The organism is Mesorhizobium sp. WSM4821 (genome assembly GCF_055901555.1).
Genome location: NZ_CM148371.1, coordinates 5,096,280 through 5,117,061 on the forward strand (window position 1 = coordinate 5,096,280; position 20,782 = coordinate 5,117,061).

Annotated in this window: 19 protein-coding genes and 1 tRNA gene; 12 read left to right on the forward strand and 8 right to left on the reverse strand. The window is 61.1% G+C overall.

All coding sequences use genetic code 11. From position 1 onward, the window contains the following. Positions 1-65 precede the first annotated feature (65 nt). Complete coding sequence (locus AC0NID_RS24935) at positions 66-1,256, forward strand: hypothetical protein (RefSeq protein WP_473452912.1); 1,191 nt, start codon at positions 66-68, stop codon at positions 1,254-1,256. Positions 1,257-1,343: 87 nt separating this feature from the next. Here AC0NID_RS24935 and aspS read toward each other — a convergent pair whose 3' ends face one another. Beyond that, positions 1,344-3,134, reverse strand: coding sequence for an aspartate--tRNA ligase (aspS, locus tag AC0NID_RS24940; RefSeq protein ID WP_473453314.1), 1,791 nt, complete (start codon positions 3,132-3,134; stop codon positions 1,344-1,346). 274 nt (positions 3,135-3,408) lie between these two features. On the opposite strand from aspS, the gene AC0NID_RS24945 reads away from it, so the two are divergent. The 4 genes from AC0NID_RS24945 to rnd all read left to right on the forward strand — a co-directional run bounded on the left by AC0NID_RS24945 (position 3,409) and on the right by rnd (position 7,151). Beyond that, positions 3,409-3,810: an MAPEG family protein gene (locus tag AC0NID_RS24945; RefSeq protein WP_473452911.1), complete on the forward strand. Its 402-nt coding sequence runs from the start codon at positions 3,409-3,411 to the stop codon at positions 3,808-3,810. A 91-nt stretch (positions 3,811-3,901) separates the two neighbouring features. Then, on the forward strand, positions 3,902-4,405 hold the full coding sequence (locus AC0NID_RS24950; RefSeq protein ID WP_473452910.1) for a DUF3280 domain-containing protein: 504 nt from the start codon (positions 3,902-3,904) through the stop codon (positions 4,403-4,405). A 274-nt stretch (positions 4,406-4,679) separates the two neighbouring features. Further along, a complete protein-coding gene (locus AC0NID_RS24955; RefSeq protein WP_473452908.1) occupies positions 4,680-5,927 on the forward strand; it encodes an MFS transporter in 1,248 nt (415 codons plus the stop codon). 72 nt (positions 5,928-5,999) lie between these two features. After that, positions 6,000-7,151 carry a ribonuclease D gene (gene rnd / locus AC0NID_RS24960; protein WP_473453313.1) on the forward strand — a complete coding sequence of 384 codons (1,152 nt, stop codon included), beginning with the start codon at positions 6,000-6,002 and terminating at the stop codon, positions 7,149-7,151. Positions 7,152-7,189: 38 nt separating this feature from the next. Here the strand turns inward: rnd and AC0NID_RS24965 are convergent, their stop codons facing one another. Beyond that, complete coding sequence (locus AC0NID_RS24965; protein WP_473452907.1) at positions 7,190-7,729, reverse strand: hypothetical protein; 540 nt, start codon at positions 7,727-7,729, stop codon at positions 7,190-7,192. Between the two features lie 28 nt (positions 7,730-7,757). Next, on the reverse strand, positions 7,758-9,260 hold the full coding sequence (guaB, locus tag AC0NID_RS24970; protein ID WP_473452906.1) for an IMP dehydrogenase: 1,503 nt from the start codon (positions 9,258-9,260) through the stop codon (positions 7,758-7,760). Positions 9,261-9,723: 463 nt separating this feature from the next. Here guaB and AC0NID_RS24975 point away from each other — a divergent pair, with 463 nt between their 5' ends. Beyond that, a complete protein-coding gene (locus AC0NID_RS24975) occupies positions 9,724-11,142 on the forward strand; it encodes an MFS transporter (RefSeq protein ID WP_473452905.1) in 1,419 nt (472 codons plus the stop codon). A gap of 230 nt (positions 11,143-11,372) precedes the next feature. Here the strand turns inward: AC0NID_RS24975 and AC0NID_RS24980 are convergent, their stop codons facing one another. Further along, entirely contained in the window at positions 11,373-12,068 is a 696-nt protein-coding gene (locus tag AC0NID_RS24980; RefSeq protein WP_065008018.1) for an RlmE family RNA methyltransferase, read from the reverse strand. Continuing rightward, the gene (locus tag AC0NID_RS24985; RefSeq protein WP_473452904.1) at positions 12,065-13,441 is read right to left on the reverse strand and encodes a Ppx/GppA phosphatase family protein; all 1,377 of its coding nucleotides are present in this window, start codon (positions 13,439-13,441) and stop codon (positions 12,065-12,067) included. Before AC0NID_RS24985 ends, AC0NID_RS24980 begins: the two co-directional genes overlap by 4 nt. A 493-nt stretch (positions 13,442-13,934) precedes the next feature. On the opposite strand from AC0NID_RS24985, the gene AC0NID_RS24990 reads away from it, so the two are divergent. The 6 genes from AC0NID_RS24990 to AC0NID_RS25015 all read left to right on the forward strand — a co-directional run bounded on the left by AC0NID_RS24990 (position 13,935) and on the right by AC0NID_RS25015 (position 18,924). Beyond that, complete coding sequence (locus tag AC0NID_RS24990) at positions 13,935-14,867, forward strand: lysylphosphatidylglycerol synthase domain-containing protein (RefSeq protein ID WP_473453311.1); 933 nt, start codon at positions 13,935-13,937, stop codon at positions 14,865-14,867. A 147-nt stretch (positions 14,868-15,014) separates the two neighbouring features. Further along, positions 15,015-15,088: transfer RNA gene (locus AC0NID_RS24995), tRNA-Gln, on the forward strand. Between the two features lie 523 nt (positions 15,089-15,611). After that, on the forward strand, positions 15,612-16,040 hold the full coding sequence (locus tag AC0NID_RS25000) for a hypothetical protein (protein ID WP_473452903.1): 429 nt from the start codon (positions 15,612-15,614) through the stop codon (positions 16,038-16,040). Positions 16,041-16,590: 550 nt separating this feature from the next. Continuing rightward, a complete protein-coding gene (locus AC0NID_RS25005) occupies positions 16,591-16,965 on the forward strand; it encodes a hypothetical protein (RefSeq protein ID WP_473452902.1) in 375 nt (124 codons plus the stop codon). 294 nt (positions 16,966-17,259) lie between these two features. Next, positions 17,260-18,435, forward strand: coding sequence for a hypothetical protein (locus AC0NID_RS25010; RefSeq protein ID WP_473522243.1), 1,176 nt, complete (start codon positions 17,260-17,262; stop codon positions 18,433-18,435). Between the two features lie 177 nt (positions 18,436-18,612). Continuing rightward, positions 18,613-18,924, forward strand: coding sequence for a hypothetical protein (locus AC0NID_RS25015; RefSeq protein WP_473452899.1), 312 nt, complete (start codon positions 18,613-18,615; stop codon positions 18,922-18,924). 295 nt (positions 18,925-19,219) lie between these two features. Here AC0NID_RS25015 and AC0NID_RS25020 read toward each other — a convergent pair whose 3' ends face one another. The 3 genes from AC0NID_RS25020 to AC0NID_RS25030 all read right to left on the reverse strand — a co-directional run bounded on the left by AC0NID_RS25020 (position 19,220) and on the right by AC0NID_RS25030 (position 20,782). After that, positions 19,220-19,504 carry a hypothetical protein gene (locus tag AC0NID_RS25020; protein WP_473452898.1) on the reverse strand — a complete coding sequence of 95 codons (285 nt, stop codon included), beginning with the start codon at positions 19,502-19,504 and terminating at the stop codon, positions 19,220-19,222. Positions 19,505-19,829: 325 nt separating this feature from the next. After that, positions 19,830-20,126, reverse strand: a complete 297-nt coding sequence (locus AC0NID_RS25025; RefSeq protein WP_474033334.1) for an excalibur calcium-binding domain-containing protein — start codon at positions 20,124-20,126, stop codon at positions 19,830-19,832. 71 nt (positions 20,127-20,197) lie between these two features. Then, the gene (locus tag AC0NID_RS25030) at positions 20,198-20,782 is read right to left on the reverse strand and encodes a thermonuclease family protein (protein WP_474033481.1); all 585 of its coding nucleotides are present in this window, start codon (positions 20,780-20,782) and stop codon (positions 20,198-20,200) included.

The window sequence follows — 20,782 nt, forward strand, 5'->3', positions numbered from 1 at the left end:
CAAGGAATTCGAGAATAATTTAGGACACACTCAAAACACTTCAGGACATGCTCAGGGAACTCGCCATGACGATCAAACGCTCGACACTCAACAAACTCGCTTTTTCTACCATTTTACTGACGCTGCCGCTGAACGCGGCCTTCGCGCAGGATGCTGCGGTCGCCGACCGGCTGAAGGCGGCTCTCGCCGCTCAGGGCGTCGACATCTCCTGGACCGGGGTGACGGGCGATGCCTCCAGCATGGTGCTGCAAGGCGTGGCCGTCAAACCGGCGGCCGAGAACGAGGCGCTCAAGATCGGCGACGTCAAACTCGAAGGCGTGACCGAAGCCAATGGCGGTTATGAAATCGAAACCGTCTCGACTTCGGCGTTCCAACGCAGCGAGGACGGCGTGACGATCGACCTCAGCCCCTTCATCATCCGCGACATGACGGTTCCCGCCGACGGCGCCACGGGTCCGCTGGGCTCGCTGATGATGTACAAATCGGCCGAACTCGAGAACATGACGGTCAAGGTCGCCGACAAGACCGCCTTCTCGATGGACGGGCTCGCCATCGAAATCACCCCGCCGGCCGACGGCAAGGCGATGGAGTTTTCCGGCACCACGGAAAAATTCAATGCCGACCTGACGCTGATCGAGGACCCGAAGTCCAAGGACGCGATCAACGCGCTCGGTTACCAGAACATCACCGGGAACCTTGCAATGGAGGGCACCTGGCAGCCTTCGGACGGCAAGATGGAGCTGTCGAAATACGACATTTCCGTCGACAATGCCGGAACGCTCGGCATGACCTTCGGCCTCGGCGGCTACACGCTTGACGTCATCAAGTCGCTGCAGGAGATGCAGAAGAAGATGGCGGCTCAGCCCGAAGGCGCCGACAAGTCGGCCGAGGGCATGGCCATGCTCGGCGTCTTGCAGCAGCTTTCGTTCAACAGCGCTTCGGTCCGCTTCGACGACGATTCGCTGACCAACAAGGTGCTGGACTATGTCGGCAAGCAGCAAGGCATGTCCGGCAAGGACATCGCCAACCAGGCCAAGGCGATCGTGCCGTTCGGCATGGCGCAGCTCAACAATCCGGAATTGACGGCGCAGGCGTCGGCTGCGGTCGGTAAATTTCTCGACGATCCGCAGAGCATCGAGATACTGGCCGAGCCGCCGGCAGCGGTGCCGTTCGCAATGATCATGGCGGGCGCCATGTCCAATCCGCTCGACCTGACGAAAACGCTTGGCGTGACGGTCAAGGCGAACGAGGACTGACTGACCGGAGCAGTCGCTTGAAAGCAAGAAGCCCGGCAGCGATGCCGGGCTTCTTTGTGAATCAACAGAATCGGTTGCGGGAGGTTTTTAAGTCTCTTTCTTGGTCACCGCGACGCGCAGCGACAATTCGCGAAGCTGCTGCGGGCTGGCTTCCGACGGCGCGCTCATCAACAGGTCGTAGGCCTGCTGGTTCATCGGGAACATGGTCACCTCGCGCAGGTTCCTGGCGCCGACCAGCAGCATGACGACGCGATCGATGCCGGCCGCCATGCCGCCATGCGGCGGCGCGCCGTACTGGAAGGCGCGGTAGAGGCCACCGAACCGTTCCTCGACCGTCTCGCGATCCAGCCCGACGATCTCGAACGCCTTGACCATGGTTTCGGGCAAATGGTTACGGATGCCGCCGGAGGCGATCTCGAAACCATTGCAGACCATGTCGTACTGGAACGCCTTGATCCCAAGCGGATCCTCGCCGTTGAGCGCATCGATGCCACCCTGCGGCATCGAGAACGGGTTGTGGCCGAAATCGACGCGCTTCTCGTCCTCGTTCCATTCGTAGAAGGGAAAGTCGACGATCCAGCACAATTCGAAACGGTCGCGGTCGACGAGGTTCAGCTCCTCGCCGGCGCGGGTGCGCGCCGCTCCCGCGAACGAGACGAATTTCTTCGGGTCGCCGGCGACGAAGAAGGCGGCGTCGCCATCGGCAAGGCCAAGCTGGAGGCGGATCGCCTCGGTGCGCTCCTCGCCTATGTTCTTGGCGAGCGGACCGGCGCCTTCGAGCTTTTCACCCTCCTTGCGCCAGAAGATGTAGCCGAGGCCCGGCTGGCCCTCGCCTTGCGCCCAGGAATTCATGCGGTCGCAGAAGGCGCGCGAACCGCCGGTCCTTGCCGGAATGGCCCAGACCTCGGCCTTCGGATCGTTGGCGAGGATGTTGGCGAACACCTTGAAACCGGAATCACGAAAATGATCGGAGACGGCCTGCATCTCGATCGGGTTGCGCAGGTCCGGCTTGTCGGTGCCGTATTTGCGCATGGCGACGTCATAGGCGATGCGCGGAAACTCCTGCGTCACCGGCTTGCCGGCGGCAAAGGTTTCGAACACGCCCCGCATCACCGGTTCCATTGTTGCCAGAACGTCGTCCTGCTCGACGAAGCTCATCTCCAGGTCGAGCTGGTAGAATTCGCCCGGCAGGCGATCGGCGCGCGGATCCTCGTCGCGGAAGCAGGGCGCGATCTGGAAATAGCGGTCGAAACCCGACACCATGATCAGCTGCTTGTATTGCTGCGGCGCCTGCGGCAGCGCGTAGAAAGTGCCGGGATGGATGCGCGACGGCACCAGGAAGTCGCGTGCCCCCTCCGGCGACGAAGCGGTCAGGATCGGCGTCGAGAATTCGGTGAAGCCGACCTCGTTCATGCGCCTGCGCATCTCGGCGATGATTTTCGTGCGCGCCACGATGTTCTTGTGCAGCGTGTCGCGGCGCAGGTCGAGGAAACGGTATTTGAGGCGGATGTCCTCGGGATAGTCCGGCTCGCCGAACACCGGCAGCGGCAACTCCCTGGCCGCCGACAGCACTTCGATCTCGCGTGCGAAAACCTCGATCTCGCCGGTCGGCAGGTTGGCGTTCGCCGTCTCGGCCAGGCGCGCCTTGACCTCTCCATCGACGCGGATGACCCATTCGCCGCGCACGGTCTCGGCGATCTTGAAAGCCGGCGAATCCGGATCGGCGACGATCTGGGTCAGGCCATAGTGGTCGCGCAAATCGATGAACAGCAGGCCGCCATGGTCGCGCACGCGGTGCACCCAGCCCGACAGGCGAACGGAAGAGCCGACGTCGCTCTTCCTCAACTGGGCACAGGTATGGCTGCGGTAACGATGCATTGTCATTGGTAAGTCCGGATGTTGGATTGCGGCCAAGGCATGAATGGCCCAGCCTGAAAATTTGCGCGAAAAGCACATGAGAGGCCGCCTTTGTCAAGGCAGACGGCGCTCAGGCGGCATCTCGGTTCGAATTTCGGCCTTCGAGCGAGGCCGCGTGAAAACGTGTCGCGCGATATTGAATGGTGCGGGATTGCTCTCTGCGGTGATCAGCCGGTGCTCTGGCCGGGTGCGGGGCTCGGGTAATATCTGAAGAGAGCGGACAGGAGTGAGGTTAATGAGCTTCGAACTGGTGATGCTTGCAGCAAGCTGCGTGCTCTGTTTGATCCAAATTATTATTTCCTCCCATGCAACCAGTCTCCAGCGAGGTTACCGCTGGACGGCCAGCTCTCGTGATGCCGAAACGCCCCCGCTCGCCGGAGTCGCGGGCCGGCTGGAAAGGGCGCTTCGAAATTTCCTCGAGACGTTCCCGGTATTTGTGGCCGCGGTCTTGCTTGTCCATGTGCTCGGCCGCGAGAGCGCGCTCAGCGAATGGGGAGCCGGTCTCTATCTTTCAGCCAGGCTGGTTTACCTGCCGCTCTACGCAGCAGGCGTCCCCCTGCTTCGTTCTCTGGTCTGGAATGTCGCGTTCGTCGGAATTGTCCTGCTTTTGCTGGCGTCAGCCTGGCCCGAGCTATAGGACCCGCACGCGACTGCCGTCCTCTGCTTTGATCGTGATTTGGGTGGTCAAGCCGTGTACAATGGCCGTCACATCGATGGGAGGGACTACCATGCGCATTCGCACATTGACTGTCCTGATGACGCTGCTCGTCGTCACCTGCACATTTGCGCACGCTCAGACCAAGCCGATGTCGATCGAGGTGTTTCCCTTCGAATTGGAGGACAAGAGCGCCGGGGCCGGAATAATCCCTCCGGATGAGCACGACAGGCGCTATCTGTCCGAGTCGGCACAAATTGCGAAGGACATGCTCTCCCAGTCCGGTCGCTTTACAATCGTCGATGCGCCAGCCGGGGACAAGCAGGCGGTTGCGCCGCACGGATTGCGCAACTGCGGGGGCTGTGAAGGCAAAATTGCCAAGGAGCATGGCGCGTCCCTTGCCCTGCTGGGCGTCGTAACGCGCGTCAACCGGACAGAGCATACCATGTTCATTCGCATCCTCGACGCTGAAACCGGGAGACCTGTCTCGCAGGGTTTTACCGATCTTCGCATGGGTCCGAACTACGCGTGGCCCCGCTCCGTGAAATGGCTGATGACAAACAGAATTCTGCGGTAGGGCACGCCGGCGCCAAAAATTTGCTGCGAGAAAAAGAACATCGACCTGCGGTCGTTAGCCCATCGATAGGCCGAGCATCCGGAAGATTGCCTGTCGCAAGGGGGACGAGGACCGCCCGCCACCCCAGCGCGCCATCGGTGGTGCGCAAGATCGATTCTAAGCCGAAATTCGAAGTGGGAAGCTGATTGCCGGTGCTGGCCCAATACTGCCGGGAATTGCCGCTGGCATTGGCGCGGGCGATGGTTCAAGAAGGATCAACGACAGGCCTTCCTTCATGTCCTCCATCCGCCCGCTGATCCCGCTCCTCATTGCCGCCGGCATCCTGCTCGGCGGCAACGGCCTGCAGAGCACCCTGATCGCGCTGCGCGGCGCGCAGGAGGGGTTTTCGGCCTCGACCGTCGGCCTGATGGGCACGTTCTATTTCGCCGGCTTCCTGCTCGGCTGCCTCGCCGTCACCCGCATCATGAAGGCCGTCGGCCATGTGCGCGCCTTTTCCGCGCTGGCGGCGATAGCTTCCGCCGGAACATTGCTTCTGGTGCTGGTCATCGACCCGGTCATGTGGTGCGCGGTGCGCTTCGCCGGCGGGTTCTGCTTCGCCGGCCTGTTCACCATCATGGAAGCCTGGCTCAATTCCGGGGTCGCCAACAAGGACCGCGCGCGGGTGCTGGCCATCTACAGGATGGTCGACATCGGTTCGGTCACGGGCGCACAGTTCCTGATCCCGATCGTCGGCGCCGGCGGTTTCGCCATCTTCGCCATCATGTCGATCATGATCACGCTCTCGCTGGTGCCGGTGTCGCTCGGCGACCGCTCCAATCCGACCCCGCCGGAGGACGTCAAGCTCGACCTGGCCCGCGTCTGGCGGATTTCCCCGCTCGGCTGCTTCGGCTGCATCGCCGTCGGCGTCACCAACAGCGGCTTCCGCACCTTGTCGCCGGTCTATGCCGAACAGATCGGCATGTCGGTCACCGACGTCGTCACCTTCGTCAGCGTCGGCATCTTCGGCGGCGCCATCATCCAGTACCCGCTCGGCTATCTGTCCGATCGCTGGGACCGGCGTTCCGTGCTGCTGATAACGACATGCTGCGCGCTGTTTGCAGCACTTGCGCTGGCGTTCCTGGCCGGGAGCAATCCGTTCCTCAACTTCCTGACCGTCTTTGTCTTCGGCTGCTTCGCCATGCCGCTCTACTCGCTGTCGGCTGCGCATTCCAACGACCGCGCCGACAAGGGCGAGTTCGTGCTGATCAACGCGGCGCTGATGCTGTTCTATTCCTTCGGCGCCATTGGCGGGCCGGTCGCCGCCTCGACGGCGATGCAGTATTTCGGGCCAAGCGCGCTGTTCCTGTTCTGCGCCATCGTCTATGCCATCTTCGTCGTCGTCATCCTGTACCGGATGCAAGTGCGATCCGGCGTGCCGGCGGGCAAACGCAGCCGTTTCATAGCGCTTTTGCGCACATCGACGGTTTTCGCCCGGCTGGCCAAGCGTAACGACGATTCCGAAGGGCCCGGCAAGCATCGATGAAGGGCCTGCGGCTTGACGAAACCCCGCGCGGCTGAAATTGAAGGAGACCTTACCCTTGCCAAAAGCGATTTGATGCACGTCATCACCACCCAGGAAGAACTCGAGACCGCTGTCGCGGCGTTTGAAAAGTCGGATTTCGTCACCGTCGACACCGAATTCATTCGCGAGACGACGTTTTGGCCGATCCTGTGCCTGATCCAGATGGCGGCGCCCGGCTTGACGGCGTTGATCGATCCGCTGTCGCCCGACATCGACCTGAAGCCGTTCTTCAGGCTGATGGCCAACGAGGCCGTCGTCAAAGTCTTCCATGCGGCGCGCCAGGACATCGAAATCATCGTTCATCTCGGTGATCTGGTGCCGCATCCGGTGTTCGATACCCAGGTGGCGGCAATGGTCTGCGGATTCGGCGACAGCGTCTCCTATGACCAGCTCGTCCAGAAGATCACCGGCGCCCGGCTCGACAAGTCCTCGCGTTTCACCGACTGGCGTCACAGGCCGCTGTCCGACAAGCAGCTCGATTACGCGCTTGCCGACGTCACCCACCTGATCGAAGTCTACCAGCACCTCAGCGCCGAGCTGGTGAGGGAGGACCGCGCCCACTGGCTGAACGAGGAGATGGAGGTGCTGACCGCCCGCGCGACCTACGATCCACATCCGGAGGACGCCTGGAAGCGGCTGAAGATGCGACTGCGCAAGCCGCAGGAGCTGGCGATCGTGCAGGCGGTGGCGGCATGGCGTGAGCGCGAGGCGCGCGAACGCGACGTACCGCGCGGCCGGGTGCTCAAGGACGACGCCATCTACGAGGTGGCGCAGCAGGCGCCGCGCGATGCGGCAGCACTCGGCAAGCTGCGCACCACGCCGAAAGGCTGGGAACGCTCGGCGACGGCAACGGCGCTGCTTGGCGCGGTCAACGCCGCGCTTGCCTTGCCCAGGGAAGACATGCCGAAGCTGCCGAAGAGTTTTCAGCCGCCCGAAGGCTCCAACGCCGCCGCGGAACTGCTGAAAGTGCTGTTGCGGATCGTCGCCGAAAAGGAAGGCGTCGCCTCGAAGGTGCTGGCCTCCAGCGACGACATCGACCGCATCGCCGCCGAGGGCGACGCCGCCGACGTGCCGGCCTTGCAAGGCTGGCGACGCGCCGTGTTCGGCGAGGCCGCGCTCAAACTGGTGCGCGGCGAAATCGCGATCAAGTTCGACAAGCGCAGGATCGCGGTGTTCGATTTGTAGCGCCTGCCCGATCCTTCTCCCCTGGGGAGAGCGGGGAGTCAGCGCCGCCGCCGCTGACCCGTCAGATGGAAAACGACGATGACGATCGCCGGTATCGCCAGAAGCGCGAATTTGGTGACGATCAGCGCCGAGGCGAAGGACTGCGAATCCGGATTGGCCGACTGGAAATCGGAGAGCAGGCGGGCGACCGCGATGTTCTGCGCATAATCGGCGAGCATGTAGGGCAGCACCAGGACAAGCGCGAACAGCGACTGGAGCTGCGCGGGCTGAGCCCGGAAGTTCTTCAGCCTCCGCCCCGTGGCCAGGATCAGGCTGACCAAAGTCAGCGACAGCAGCGCCGGGAACAAGAGGTCGAAGGTCAGGTAGTGCCAGACCAGAATGATCTCGCTGCCGCGCCGGCCGAGCGCCGTCAGCCAGGCCATGCCCTCATCGGGGGTGAAACCGGTGAAGCGCATGTCGAGCGACGGCAACCCGCCGCTCACCTGGCGGAAATAGAGGAACTCCATCGCCGTCATGGCGGCGAAAACCGCGACGCAGACAAAACACAGTGCTGCGGCGTGGCGTGACAGCCGCAGCATCGTCGCCGCCAGGCTTCGCGCGAGCTGTTCAGGCTCCGCCGGGGTAATTCGGGCTTTCGCGGGTGATCGTGACGTCATGGGCGTGGCTTTCACGAAGTCCGGCGTTGGATATGCGCACAAAGGTGGCGCGTTCGCGGAAATCGGCAAGGTCGCGACCGCCGACGTAGCCCATAGCGGCTTTCAGGCCGCCCGCGAGTTGGTGCAGCACGCCGGACACCGGTCCCTTGTAGGGAACCTGCCCTTCGATGCCTTCCGGCACCAGTTTCAGCGTGTCGCGCACCTCGGCCTGGAAATAGCGGTCGGCGGAGCCGCGCGCCATGGCGCCGACCGAGCCCATGCCGCGATAGGCTTTGAACGAGCGGCCCTGGTGCAGGTAGACCTCGCCCGGGCTCTCATCGGTGCCGGCCAGCAGCGAACCGATCATGGCGGCACTGGCACCGGCGGCAAGCGCCTTGGCGAGATCGCCGGAATATTTGATGCCGCCGTCGGCAATGACCGAGACGCCCGATTTCTGCGCCGTCTCGACCGCGGACATGATCGCTGAAAGCTGCGGCGTGCCGACCCCGGCGACGATGCGGGTGGTGCAGATGGACCCCGGCCCGATGCCGACCTTGACGGCGTCGGCGCCGGCATCGATCAGCGCCAGCGTGCCGTCCGACGTGGCGACGTTGCCGGCCAGGATGCGGACCGAATTGGACAGCTTCTTGGCCCGCGTCACGGCGTCGAGCACGCGTTGCGAGTGGCCGTGCGCGGTGTCGATCACCAGAAGGTCGACGCCAGCGTCGATGAGGCGCTCGGCGCGCTCGAAACCGTCATCGCCGACGCTGGTGGCGGCCGCCGCGCGCAAGCGTCCCTGCGCATCCTTGGTGGCGTGCGGGTTGAGCTGCGACTTCTCGATGTCCTTGACGGTGATCAGCCCGACGCAATTGCCTTCCCTGTCGACCACGACCAGCTTTTCGATGCGGTGCTGGTGCAGGAGCCGCTTGGCCTCGTCCTGATCGACGTTCTCCTTGACCGTGATCAGGTTCTCACGGGTCATCAGCTCGTAGACCTTCTGCGCCGGGTCCGAGGCGAAACGCACGTCGCGGTTGGTCAGGATGCCGACCAGCCGTCCGACCGTATGCCCGCCGGCGCCGCCATTCTCGACCACCGGAATGCCCGAAATGCTGTAGGTGCGCATCAGCCCTAAGGCGTCGGCGAGCGTCGCCTCGGGGCCGATGGTGACGGGGTTGACCACCATACCGGACTCGAATTTCTTCACCTGCCGCACCTGCTCGGCCTGTTCGGCCGGCGAGAAATTGCGGTGAATGACGCCGATGCCGCCGGCCTGGGCCATGGCGATGGCGAGACGCGCCTCGGTGACGGTATCCATGGCGGCGGAGAGGATCGGCACGTTGAGGTCGATGTCGCCGGCGATGCGGGTGCGGATATCGGTCTCGCCGGGCATGACCTCGGAATGACCCGGCTGCAGCAGCACGTCGTCAAAGGTCAGCGCCAGTGCGCCCGTGGACGTTTCGATAATTTTTGCCATGGCCAGCCCTCGGAATGCATGAAAAGCGCTGGACCGGATGGACAGCGCCGACTCGTATCTTCCCTTTCAGGATTGGCGCTGGCTCGTAACACGTCCGATCGCCGATGAAAAGCCGGTTTGCTTGCGAGGGGCAGCGCCATAATCGGCAATCGGTCTGAAGCGATTGCCCTGACGCAGGCGCGCGATCCATATCGTGTGGGTCGATTCTGCTTGCTTTGTGACGTCAGTTTTGCTAGGAATTTATTCATGGTGCTGATTTGCGCCAATGCCCGCCTTGAGGCCCCGCCGCCGAGGCGGGTTTTTATTTGGGTGCCATTCCTCGCAGAATTCCGAACTGGCGCGGCTGCCAGGTCGCATAAATGTGACGGCACGTTAAGGCGACATCCGACCCAACCCGTGATAACCGCCAGCCTGTCGGCTTGCCCCCGGTCGGTTGCGTAACATTCAAGTCTGGACACATTCCATGAACCGCACCATTCCGCTCATCCTGGCGGTCGCTCTCTTCATGGAAAACATGGATTCGACCGTCATCGCGACCTCGCTACCGGCGATCGCCATCGACATCCAGACCAGCCCGGTGGCGCTCAAGCTGGCGCTGACCGCCTATCTGGTGTCGCTGGCGGTCTTCATTCCGATCAGCGGCTGGATGGCCGACCGCTTCGGCGCCAAGAATGTGTTTCGGGCGGCGATCGCCGTGTTCATCGTCGGTTCGGTCGCTTGCGCGGTGTCCAATTCGCTGCCGGCTTTCGTGGTGTCGCGGTTCCTGCAGGGCATTGGCGGCGCCATGATGACACCGGTGGGGCGGCTTGTGCTGGTGCGCGCCACGCCGAAAAGCGAGCTTGTCGCCGCCATGTCCTGGCTGAGCATTCCGGCATTGGTCGGGCCGCTCGTCGGTCCGCCGGTCGGCGGTTTCATCACCACCTATTTCACCTGGCACTGGATCTTCCTGATCAATGTGCCGATCGGGCTGATCGGAATTTGGCTCGCCACGCGCTTCCTGCCGGACACCGAATCGGCGCAAACACCGCCGCTCGACTTCACCGGCTTCGTGCTGAGCGGGCTGGCGGCATCGGGCATCGTGTTCGGCCTGTCGGTGGTCAGCCTGCCGGCCCTGCCGCCGATTGCCGGCTTCCTCACCGTGGCTGTCGGGCTGATGTCGGCCGGGCTTTACCTCCTGCATGCGCGCCGCGCCGAGAATCCGCTGTTGGCGCTCGAGCTGTTCCGCAACCAGGTGTTCCGCTCCTCGGTCCTCGGCGGCGGACTGTTCCGCATCGGCATTGGCGCGGTGCCCTTCCTTTTGCCGCTGATGTTCCAGATCGGCTTCGGGCTGACGCCGTTCCAGTCGGGAATGATCACCTTCGTGGCGGCGATCGGCGCCATCGGCATGAAATTCGTCACCGCGCTGATCTTCAGGGTCGCCGGGTTCCGCCGTGTGCTGATATCAGGCTCGCTGATCGCGGCGGCGTCGATCGCCATCAACGGGCTGTTCACGCCGGACACGCCCTATCTGCTGATCCTCGCCGCCCTGCTCGCCGGAGGCTTCATCCGCTCGATGTTCTTCACCGGCATCAACGCGCTTGCCTATGCCGAGATTTCGACCGCCGACACCAGCAAGGCAACGCCGATCGCCGCGGTGTTCCAGCAACTGTCGATCGCACTCGGCGTGGCGCTGGCCGGCGGCGTCCTGGAAGTGTCGACGGCAATCCATGGCGGGCCGCTCACGCTCGCCGACTTCCACATCGCGTTCTTCATCGTCGCGGCCGTCTCGGCGGCCGCATCGCTGTCGTTCCTGCGGCTGGCGCCCGATGCCGGCAACGCCGTGTCGGGGCATGGCGAGCTGACAGCGCCGAAGGCGCTGGAGGTGAGCCCGCCGGGGAGTTAAGGGCGGTGCAGCCTCCTCAGTGCTGCTGCGCAGAAAACCTTCCCACCCCCCTCTGTCCTGCCGGACATCTCCCCCGCAAGGGAGGAGATTGGCAGTTTTGGCGCTGCGCGATTCCTGCAACGCTGGAAATTGGCGGAAGCGGCTAAGACGACTGATCTCCCCCTTGCGGGGGAGATGTCCGGTAGGACAGAGGGAGTGCTGTCCCGCCAGCGTCTAAAGCTGAGGCACCCTCACCCCTTAAAGTCCTTCGCCAGCAGATAAAGCTCGACCGACTCATCGCGCGAGGCCGGCGGCTTGACATGGTGGACCGAGCGGAAATTCTGCTTGAGCCTGGCGAGCAATTCGTTCTCGGCGCCGCCCTGGAACGTCTTGGCGAGGAAATGGCCGCCCGGCTTCAGCACCGAAAGGGCGAAATCGGCCGCCACCTCGCACAGATACATGGTGCGGATGTGATCGGTCCGGCGATGGCCGGTGGTGGGGGCGGCCATGTCGGAGAGCACGATATCGGGCTGACCGCCCAGCGTCTCGGCGAGCTTTTCCGGCGCCTGCGGGTCGAGGAAATCCATCAACAGCACCGGCGCGCCGGGCACCGCATCCATTTCGAGATAGTCGATGCCGACGACATGCGGATGTTCGGCCGTCGATTTCGTGCGCGCGGCGGCGACCTGGCACCAGCCGCCGGGTGCCGCGCCAAGGTCGATGACCTTCATGCCGGGCTTGAGCAGATGGTGCTTGTCGTCGATCTCGATCAGCTTGTAGGCCGCACGCGAGCGGTAGCCGTCGGCCTTGGAGCGCTGGACATAGGGATCGTTGATGTGGCGCTGCAGCCAGCGGCGCGACGATTCCTTCAGGCCGCTCTTCTTCTTGATCCGCGTTTTCAGCACGCGAATGCCGGCGGAACCTGGCTTCTCCGGTTTCTTGGTCATTGCCGGCCACGCCCGCTATTGCGCCAGACGCCGTCGTCGGCCATCAGTTCGCTCAATATGCCCTCGCGCAGGCCGCGGTCGGCGACGCGCAGCCTTTCCGACGGCCACATCGCGCGGATCGCTTCCAGGATGGCGCAGCCGGCCAGCACCAGGTCGGCGCGATCGGCGCCGATGCAAGGGTTGGCGACGCGCTGCTGGAAATCCCAGCCGACCAGTCTCTCGACCATGCGGTCGACGCTGTCGCGGTCCATCCACAGCCCGTCGACCCGGCGGCGATCGTAACGTTCCAAGTCAAGGTGAACGCCAGCCAGCGTCGTCACCGTGCCCGAGGTGCCGAGCAAATGGAATTTCGGGCTGGCGAGCACATGGCTCAGACGGTCGCGCCCGTCAAAGGCGTGCAGGCGCACAGCCACATCCTCGACCATGGCGGCAAAAACCTCGCGCGTGACGGTGCGGCCGCCGAAGCGCTCGGCCAGCGAGACGACGCCGACCGGCAGAGATGTCCACGAGACGATGTGGTTGGCGAGCCTCGGCGAGCGGTGGCCGGTGAGGTCGATCAGCGCGATTTCCGAGGAGCCGCCGCCGATGTCGAACAGGACGACGCCTTGCGTGTCGCGGTCGACCAGCGAGCCGCAGCCCGACACCGCCAGCCGCGCCTCGGTCTGACGGTCGATGATCTCGAGCTTCAGCCCCGCCTCGCGCTCGACGCGGTCGAGGAACTCGGCTCCGTTCGCGGCCGTGCGGCAGGCTTCGGTGGCAATCAGCCGGGCCTTTCTGATCTTGCGGCTGCGCAATTTGTCGCCGCAGATCTTCAGCGCCTCGACCGCACGGTCCATCGCGGGCTGCCCGAGCCGGCCATTGGCGGTGAGGCCCTCGCCCAGCCTGACGATGCGCGAGAAGGCGTCGATGACGCGGAACTGGCCATGCCGCGTCGGGATCGCCACCAGCAGCCGGCAATTGTTGGTGCCGAGGTCGAGCGCGGCAAACACCGGCAGTTCCTGCAGCGGCGGGCGGCGAACACCCTGCTCCGGCCTTGCCTGCGGGGTTGAAGGCAAAGGCACGACGATCGCCTCGGGCGGACGGCTGGCTGGAGCGCCGGTGGCAACGGGCGGCGACAGTCCGGCCGCTGCGAGCTGAGCGTCATCGCGCGCGAAAACCTTGCGGCCGCGCCGACGCTTGCGCCGCTTCCTTGTCTTGGCCTTCTGATTCTGGCCATTCTGGTGCTGGGACGCGTCGCCTGCCTGGCCGGACCAAGGCTGCACCGGGCGGCCATTCTGCCGGCCGGCGGATGGGCTTGCCTGGCCCGAAGGCGGCGGCGAAGCCGTCGACACGCCCACTGCCGGCGCGCCGGCGCCGGTGTCGTGGTCTTCCACTTCAGTTCCTTCCGGCGCCGCGCGAACCGGAGACCGGACGCAGCAGGCGCTTTCACATGTTTTAAGTTGCCGCCAGACTAGCAGCGCCGGGCTGGATCACCAAGAGCGGTCCGGGCGAATTTTGGGGGCATAGTCTCGCCGCTCCGCTCGACCCGATGATTGCGGGACAGCGCCCCCCTCTGTCCTGCCGGACATCTCCCCCACGAGGGGGGAGATTGGCAGCTTCGGCGCTCCGCCTAACCTGCAAACGTTGGAGATTGGCGAAAGCCGACGTCACGTCCGATCTCCCCCAAGTGGGGGAGATGTCCGGCAGGACAGAGGGGGGCGCGAAGGATCGCCAAGCGTCCTTCTTCCCGCAGCACGCCTTCGCGGTTGAATAGCCGGCTTCGATAAGGCATTTCTGAAATGAAGGGATGGAACATCCGGAATCGCGCACAGTTCTCCTGAAGCGAACCGAAATGGGCAACGGGCTGCAACGCATGATCGTTACATGATGAACTGGAGGCGCTATTTCTGGCCGGTCGTCGGCATTGCGGCGGTCGTCTTCTCGCTGTGGCTGCTGCTGCATGAGTTGCGCGGCATTTCGCTCGACGACGTCTGGGACGGCATCGTCGCCATCCCTGCCCGCGGCTGGCTGCTCGCCGCGCTGAGCTCGGTCGTCGCCTATGCGTCGCTGGCCGGCTACGACCACATCGCGCTCCTGCATATCGGCAAGAAGGTCTCTTGGCTGTTCGTCACCCTGTGCTCCTTCACCACCTACGCGCTGTCGCACAATATCGGCGGCTCGGTATTTTCAGGCGCGGTGATCCGCTACCGCGCTTACGGCACAAAGGGGCTGACCGGGCAGGATGTCGGCATCCTGGTGGCGATCTGCTGGATTACCTTCGTGCTGTCGACGATCCTCGTCTCCGGCCTCGTGCTGGTCTTCGAGCCGGAGATTATCGACCGCTTTTCCGGCGTACCGCACCATGGCCTGGCCATAGCCGCGGGCCTCGCCATGCTGCTCGTGGTGGCGGCCTATGTCTTCGGCAGCTGGCTCCATCTCAGGCCGCTGAAGATCGGCAGCTTCCAGGTCCATTATCCGGCGCTGCCGATCGTCGCACGGCAGTTGCTGATCGGCCCGGTCGAGCTCCTGGCGGCGGCGGCGATCATCTTCTTCGCCCTGCCCGCGGCTGGTAATCCCGGCTATTTCGTCGTGCTCGGCGTCTTCCTGGTGTCGTTCTCGGTCGCGCAGATCTCGCATGCACCGGGCGGGCTCGGCGTGCTCGAGGTCGTCTTCCTCGCCGGCCTGTCGCATATGGACCCGGTCGGCGTGCTGGCGGCACTGCTGGTGTTCCGGCTGTTCTACCTGATCATCCCGCTGCTGATAGCGCTCGGCGTGGTGCTGTACTTCGAGCACTCGCAGCTCGGGCGGGATGGGGATTGAGGGCGCGAAAGACGTGGCGACCGGACGCCGCGATTAAAACGCGGCGATTGAAAGGCCAGCAGGCTTGACTATTTTCCGGCGGCGGCTACAAGGCAGCCCTTACAGCGACTTGGCCACAAGCCTGCGTGGTTCTTCAACCACGCCTGCTGGGGAATAGGTTAACGGTAGACCCACGGACTCTGACTCCGTTAGTCCTGGTTCGAATCCAGGTTCCCCAGCCATACCTCTTTTTTAGTTATATTTCAAACACTTAGCAAACATTAGAAACTGCTAAGTGTTACAGACAAGCGGATGATCCACATGGTGTTCTATCCGCATCACTCGGACCGGCAGGCGGCATGGATCTTCGATGGTCAATAAACCTGCGTGAGGACGGCGCTGTCGTCACTCAGGAAGGCGAATATCTCGGAACTTGGGGAATCGATGAATCGGACGCGATATATGAATTAACGCCAGACGGTGCACTTTTAAAGCGAGACGTAGCCCGCTGGCCGGGCGGGCCTCCCTTAGAACTGTCATATAGCTTTGCCGCCGGGATTAAGGCACATTGCCGTAGATGCGCAATCTATACGATACCATCACCCCCGGCCAACAGGCGGTTCGCGCGCGGACCTGCGCTTGCTTTTCACTAATTACGGCTACGCCGCTGTTGTTTGCCCTCAGTGGCCCAGTCCGGGCGGACACGGCCGTCGAGCAGATGCTTGCTAAAATGGCCGGAACGCTCGACGTTAACTAGAGCCATACATGAACGGCGGAAAGCTTTCTGGCTGCACGTTAGCCTTCGACGCGATCGCGCAAGATTGGAGTTATCGACAAGGCGGCTACATCAAAGTGTCGGGCAACGTTGGCTTTCTTCGAGCAGGTGAAACGGTCGGAGCAAACGTCAAGGTGGTGGTCCTTGAAATCGATCCCAGTGACCCGACTCTTGGCCTCCGGCCCTCTCCACCATCTCGGGCTTACCTGATTGACAAGGACTTGAAAACCAACCTCTCGACTTTACAGCGCGCGTCTCAGTCGGACACCCCAGGTGCACTGTTTTCGATATTCGAATTCTCTCCCACTTTCCAAATAGTCGTCGATGGCCTGACCAGCAATGAATTGACAGTCGCCTTCAACAGCAAAAACGGGACACCGACATTCAGCTCAAGCTTGAGCTTGATGTCCAGGACGTGACTCAGTCTGGGGAGCGGGTCCGATCAGATAAGATGAAGTCGGACTTTGCAAGGTGTCTGCAAGCCTTGGCAGATACACTCTCATGGGCCGACCCGGAGATGTCGGCCGGACCGCCGAGTTTAGGAGCGGGCCGCGTTCCCCCGGCCAATACTGTTTTGTGCTCTGCGGCGCGGGTGCCATATCAGTGACTTCGCGCATGCAGTTATTTCTGCCGTAGTTCGTGGTCTAACTGCCAGAGACATGATACAGTTTGATTGTGGGAGGAGCTTTCAGCGATGAAGTTCTGGACAACATTCGCCGTTATGTTCCTGGTATTCGGTGACGTGGCCTTGGCTGACACTCCCGCTGTTGCCGTTCGCGAAGGTAGTGGCGGCTCCGGCGGCAGTGGAAGGGCACTAGCACCGGAGGACAACGCCAGTTGCAACAAGCAAAAACTTTCGGCGTGTAGAGCCGAGAGAAAGCAGGGCATAGATGGCTGCAAATTGAATCGTCTTGTCGACTGCAGGGGCCATGTCTCCCTTGAATACTCGGAGTGCAAGGTAGACGCCGGATGTTAACAAGGCTGGCAGGCTCTGTCGTTGCTATCCTGGCCTTAAACGATCCAGCGTTTACCCAGGCGTCCTGCAACTATACCGATCCTCTCTCTGTGATGAGGAGAACTAGAGAGCTGTCGGATATCGCAGGCCTCTACTTCAACAACGCGTTTTCCAGCAGCGATCCGGTAGAATCGTGCGAAGATATGACTTCGGCGGTAGCGGTGTTGACAGAGGCTTATGAAACCGAAATAGCCTGCGGCGAGCAGCAGAGTGCCATCAGAACGATAGGGCTCATCCGCACATACAATTCGATGCGGAGCAGTTACTGTGCGGAGGCCAAGGCCGACGAAGACGATACTGGCGACGACTCTGGCGGCGACACTGACTAACGCCACCGTTTCAGCGAAAGGCGTTGAGGGCGTTGTCGATCTGTTCGGCGGGTCGGGCGCCGCAATAATCTGATGCCCTTATGTGTCTTCCCGCATATCGGCTCTAATCCAGCCCTGCACGATGTCTCTAGCCACAAACTCATTCGTGGCGTCCGACTCACTGGATTAATGTAATGTCCAGAATTCCCAGCCGCCCTCTTTTTCTCAATAAAATCAAGAATTTATCGAGATAGCAAGAACCGCAACGGAACACTTTCCGGGGCATAGAACCGGCATGATTGCGACTCGGCGACAATGCTGCAATTCTCCGACACCATGAAACCAGAGACCCTCCACACACTTATAGTCGCCCGGACGTTGTTTGATCAGGTGAATGATCTTTCGGTCGGAGAAGAAAAACACGCTTCGTCGGCTGCGCTGGTAATCCTACAGGATGCCATCGAACTCATCATGTATGCCGGTCTTACCGAGATTGGTGCTGACGACAATGTTGCGATAGAAAAGCTCGACTTCGACGGATTGATTGCAGAGCTTAGGAAAAACAACATAAAAGTTCCTAAAACCGGGACGCTGAAAGCGCTAAATAAGGAGCGAGTTATTGTTAAACATTATGGACAGCTATCCGAGCCTGCTACAGTTATAAACTATGTGAATACAGCCAGGATGGCTGCCGACGAAATTCTCCGTCAGATTGTAGGTTTCGGACTACAGAACGTTCTTGTTCACGAATTCTTGCCTGATGGCGAGACAAAACAGTTAATTAAAAGCGCAAACGACTCTATGGGAGTAGGAGATTATTTCGAGTCGTTGCGTTACATAAGAATGGCCTTGTTTTTAGAGATTGAGCTTGATTACGTTGTTGAGGGGTGGAAAAATGACGATTTGGACAAGAACCCTTTTTCTTTTTTGGGAAAAGGTGGTTTGAAGGCGCCCTATCACACGAAGAATAAACAATGGATTTCTGACAACGTTAACGATCCGTTTGAATACATTCAATTGGATCACGAAAAGATCCGCCTTGACTTGTTAGAATGGGGAATAAGGACGCAAGATTTTTGGAACTTGTGGCGGTTAACCCCACCGGTCTATCGCACTAAAGGAAGCAACAATTGGCTCACAAAATTTGATGGAAATAGACTAACTGCCACTAAGCAGGATGCTGAGTATTGCCTTGATAAGGCCGTTTCACTCATAGTTAGGAAGAAAAATCACTTTAGTTCTGCAAAATTTTATGAGGATTACCTTGGGAGAATGATGTCTGTCAAAATAAACGGTGGCTCAAACATATACAAAAAAGCTGACGCTGAGTCTATTATATTAATGTCAACCGATGCTGAGACGAAATACATGGTTGTCGCTGTTTTGGGTGGATTGGACGGAGAGACATACTTTCACGTGGCTCATTTTGAGAAGGACAAGCCTTATGTCTCTGGATACGTGAGAGGCTCGGACTGTGAACTGCTTGGCTAAATACAGCTTAAGAGCGAGCTAAGGGCTAACCAAGGGCATTAGCGCCACGCGGCTCGCCTATCTGCGAAAGGCGCGAGGCTTACACACGCGCAAGCTTTCCTTAACCGCGTCGCCCGATGCAACCCACCAATTTCGGACCACATGATACGCTCTGACTTCGCATCGCGGAGATTTTGCATGCACCGGGCCGTTCTATTACTTTCCGCCCTCTTTTGGACGTGTAGCCTGGCTTCAGCAAGTGGCGAAGAAAAATGGCCGTCCATCATCTACTACGGTGAAAGGACGAATGAGCGGATCGATGGTCCACTGTTTTGGGAAGGCGAGGCCGGGCTGCTCGCACAACAGCGGCTAGTCGAGAAGAGCCATGGCGCGGCAACCGGCTACGGTGCCATTAGCAAGGTGACGGGAAATCGTAGAACCATACCCGTCAGCGGCTACACGAAAGCCAACGGAACGCGGGTCGCACCATATTACAAGAGCCGGCGATAACTGCTCTATGGCGAGCGCAAACGAAGCCCGCCGGGGTGAGCGGCGGGCTTCCGGTAGGTCGGGCGATGCACAGGAAATCGACGTTTGTCTATAGGATCGGGGTTCGCAAGCCATGGCCATCAGCCGGCGCGCTTGCCAGATACACCGCGACAACCATCTGATGGGATGGTTGTCACACCAGCGAATCGAGGTGTCGCGAGACAGGCGACCACAGAGCCGCGACTTTCGTCGGTTGGCGCTATACCCGCAAGGGAACGGGCGGGCAGGATGATATCTGCCCGCCCGGTTTCCTTTTCTAATCGGACTTGATCACTCCGTATTTTAGTAAGATCGGCGTCGAGTCGAAGTGCCCTTTTCGTTCGGGGCCATCGGCCAAGATCGATCGGATTATGTTCGCTTCATCCTGTAAATGCCGCACCAGATTTGCGCGCCAGTTTGTGTCGTTGGGCATGTTGCTCGCGTAATTCGCAGCAATTGCCAAGCCTTTCGCCCCTCTGATTTTGTTGGCGACAATTTCCTGGAGGGCAGCGTCGGGTATCCTTTTTACACCGACGCCGTTGTCTCGGAGTTCTTTCTTCAATAGCGCAAGGCCGGAGAATTCTGCTGATATAAAGTAAGTCGCCGCTATTCTAGATATCCACCGAGTAGAACTGCGCCGACTAATATCAGCACTACCCACACCCACGTTGCCACGTTACCCCCCCCAATTCGCTAAGGTGATTTTGGCCATCACTCTATAGCTCTCCCGAAGCGAGGCAAGTCTTCGCCGGCAGGCCTCGATTGCCGGTGCGTCTAGGGCGGCCGGAGCATCCTTTCCGGTCAACCCCTTAACGTAGCCTTCAAGAAAGATGGCCCTTTCAAAAATCTCCCCTGACGACATTAACTCATAGCGCTTCCACTACTGATCAGCACAACGATTCACATGGTATCCCGTCGCCGTCCCGATCGAGCTTGCCGCCCCAAGAGCAATTCTCAAGATACCACCGTGCCTCACCGCAAGAGCTGATTCGAGAACACGTTAACCGCGGCTGGCAAGACCAACTCTGCGCGAGCACCGTCGGCCGGGTCGTCATTCGTGAGAATTGAGTCCCCGCGCTCGAAACAACGCTCGGCGGTTCCTTCGCGTGTTCCACGCGTAACGGTGAGCTATTCACGGACAACACTGACAGAGCCGTAACCAGGCTAATCACTAATTGCTTCATTGTTCCCCCACGCCTCGCGCCTTGGTATATCGCCCACACTTACGCAAAAGCGGCCTCCCTGCCCCAGATTCCTATCGCTTCGATCGTCGCCACCCCGCAGAACGGGCATCTGCTTCTGAGCAAAACCACCGTTCGCCTTTTGATTCCGAGATTCGGCTCACGTCGTAGAATTTCTGTCCTGGCATGTGATAGATGCGCTCGCCTTCGGCTGAAATGTTGCCTTTGATCTTGCACCCGATGTTGCCCAACGCGAAAAGCGGCGCGCCGGTGGACTGCCCGTTGTCGCGGTGCTCGGCGCGCCACTCCCACGGCACCTGGAACGATCCCGACCAGATTCCGCGCGCCGCTGCCTTGGCGAGCGCCTGCTGACCTGCATAGGCGCCGCCGCTATATTTCGGCCAATCGAGGGCGTTCCCGTTCTCGACCAACCAGCCTGCGATATTGATTCCGTCGCCTCGCGAGCAATTGCCGACGTAACGGCGATAGCTATCCCAACTGACGAACTCGCAGCGCACCGAGCGGGATTCCGAAAGAAACCGATCAAGAGCCGCTGCTGACTTCGCGCCGCATTGATATCGGAAGCCCCTTGCGTCGTCGCATTGTTGGGAAGACTCGGGCGCATCAATGCCATTGAAGCGGATCCGCTGGCCGTGAAT

Bases quoted from the DNA above. Each gene is read 5' to 3' on its own strand.
- AC0NID_RS25000 (WP_473452903.1), top strand. From the start codon at position 15,612: ATGAACGGCGGAAAGCTTTCTGGCTGCACGTTAGCCTTCGACGCGATC.
- rnd (WP_473453313.1), top strand. From the start codon at position 6,000: ATGCACGTCATCACCACCCAGGAAGAACTCGAGACCGCTGTCGCGGCG.
- AC0NID_RS25005 (WP_473452902.1), top strand. From the start codon at position 16,591: ATGTTAACAAGGCTGGCAGGCTCTGTCGTTGCTATCCTGGCCTTAAAC.
- AC0NID_RS25010 (WP_473522243.1), top strand. From the start codon at position 17,260: ATGCTGCAATTCTCCGACACCATGAAACCAGAGACCCTCCACACACTT.
- AC0NID_RS25025 (WP_474033334.1), bottom strand. From the start codon at position 20,126: ATGAAGCAATTAGTGATTAGCCTGGTTACGGCTCTGTCAGTGTTGTCC.
- guaB (WP_473452906.1), bottom strand. From the start codon at position 9,260: ATGGCAAAAATTATCGAAACGTCCACGGGCGCACTGGCGCTGACCTTT.
- AC0NID_RS24975 (WP_473452905.1), top strand. From the start codon at position 9,724: ATGAACCGCACCATTCCGCTCATCCTGGCGGTCGCTCTCTTCATGGAA.
- AC0NID_RS24990 (WP_473453311.1), top strand. From the start codon at position 13,935: ATGAACTGGAGGCGCTATTTCTGGCCGGTCGTCGGCATTGCGGCGGTC.
- AC0NID_RS25015 (WP_473452899.1), top strand. From the start codon at position 18,613: ATGCACCGGGCCGTTCTATTACTTTCCGCCCTCTTTTGGACGTGTAGC.
- aspS (WP_473453314.1), bottom strand. From the start codon at position 3,134: ATGCATCGTTACCGCAGCCATACCTGTGCCCAGTTGAGGAAGAGCGAC.
- AC0NID_RS24980 (WP_065008018.1), bottom strand. From the start codon at position 12,068: ATGACCAAGAAACCGGAGAAGCCAGGTTCCGCCGGCATTCGCGTGCTG.
- AC0NID_RS24955 (WP_473452908.1), top strand. From the start codon at position 4,680: ATGTCCTCCATCCGCCCGCTGATCCCGCTCCTCATTGCCGCCGGCATC.
- AC0NID_RS24945 (WP_473452911.1), top strand. From the start codon at position 3,409: ATGAGCTTCGAACTGGTGATGCTTGCAGCAAGCTGCGTGCTCTGTTTG.
- AC0NID_RS24950 (WP_473452910.1), top strand. From the start codon at position 3,902: ATGCGCATTCGCACATTGACTGTCCTGATGACGCTGCTCGTCGTCACC.
- AC0NID_RS24965 (WP_473452907.1), bottom strand. From the start codon at position 7,729: ATGCTGCGGCTGTCACGCCACGCCGCAGCACTGTGTTTTGTCTGCGTC.
- AC0NID_RS24935 (WP_473452912.1), top strand. From the start codon at position 66: ATGACGATCAAACGCTCGACACTCAACAAACTCGCTTTTTCTACCATT.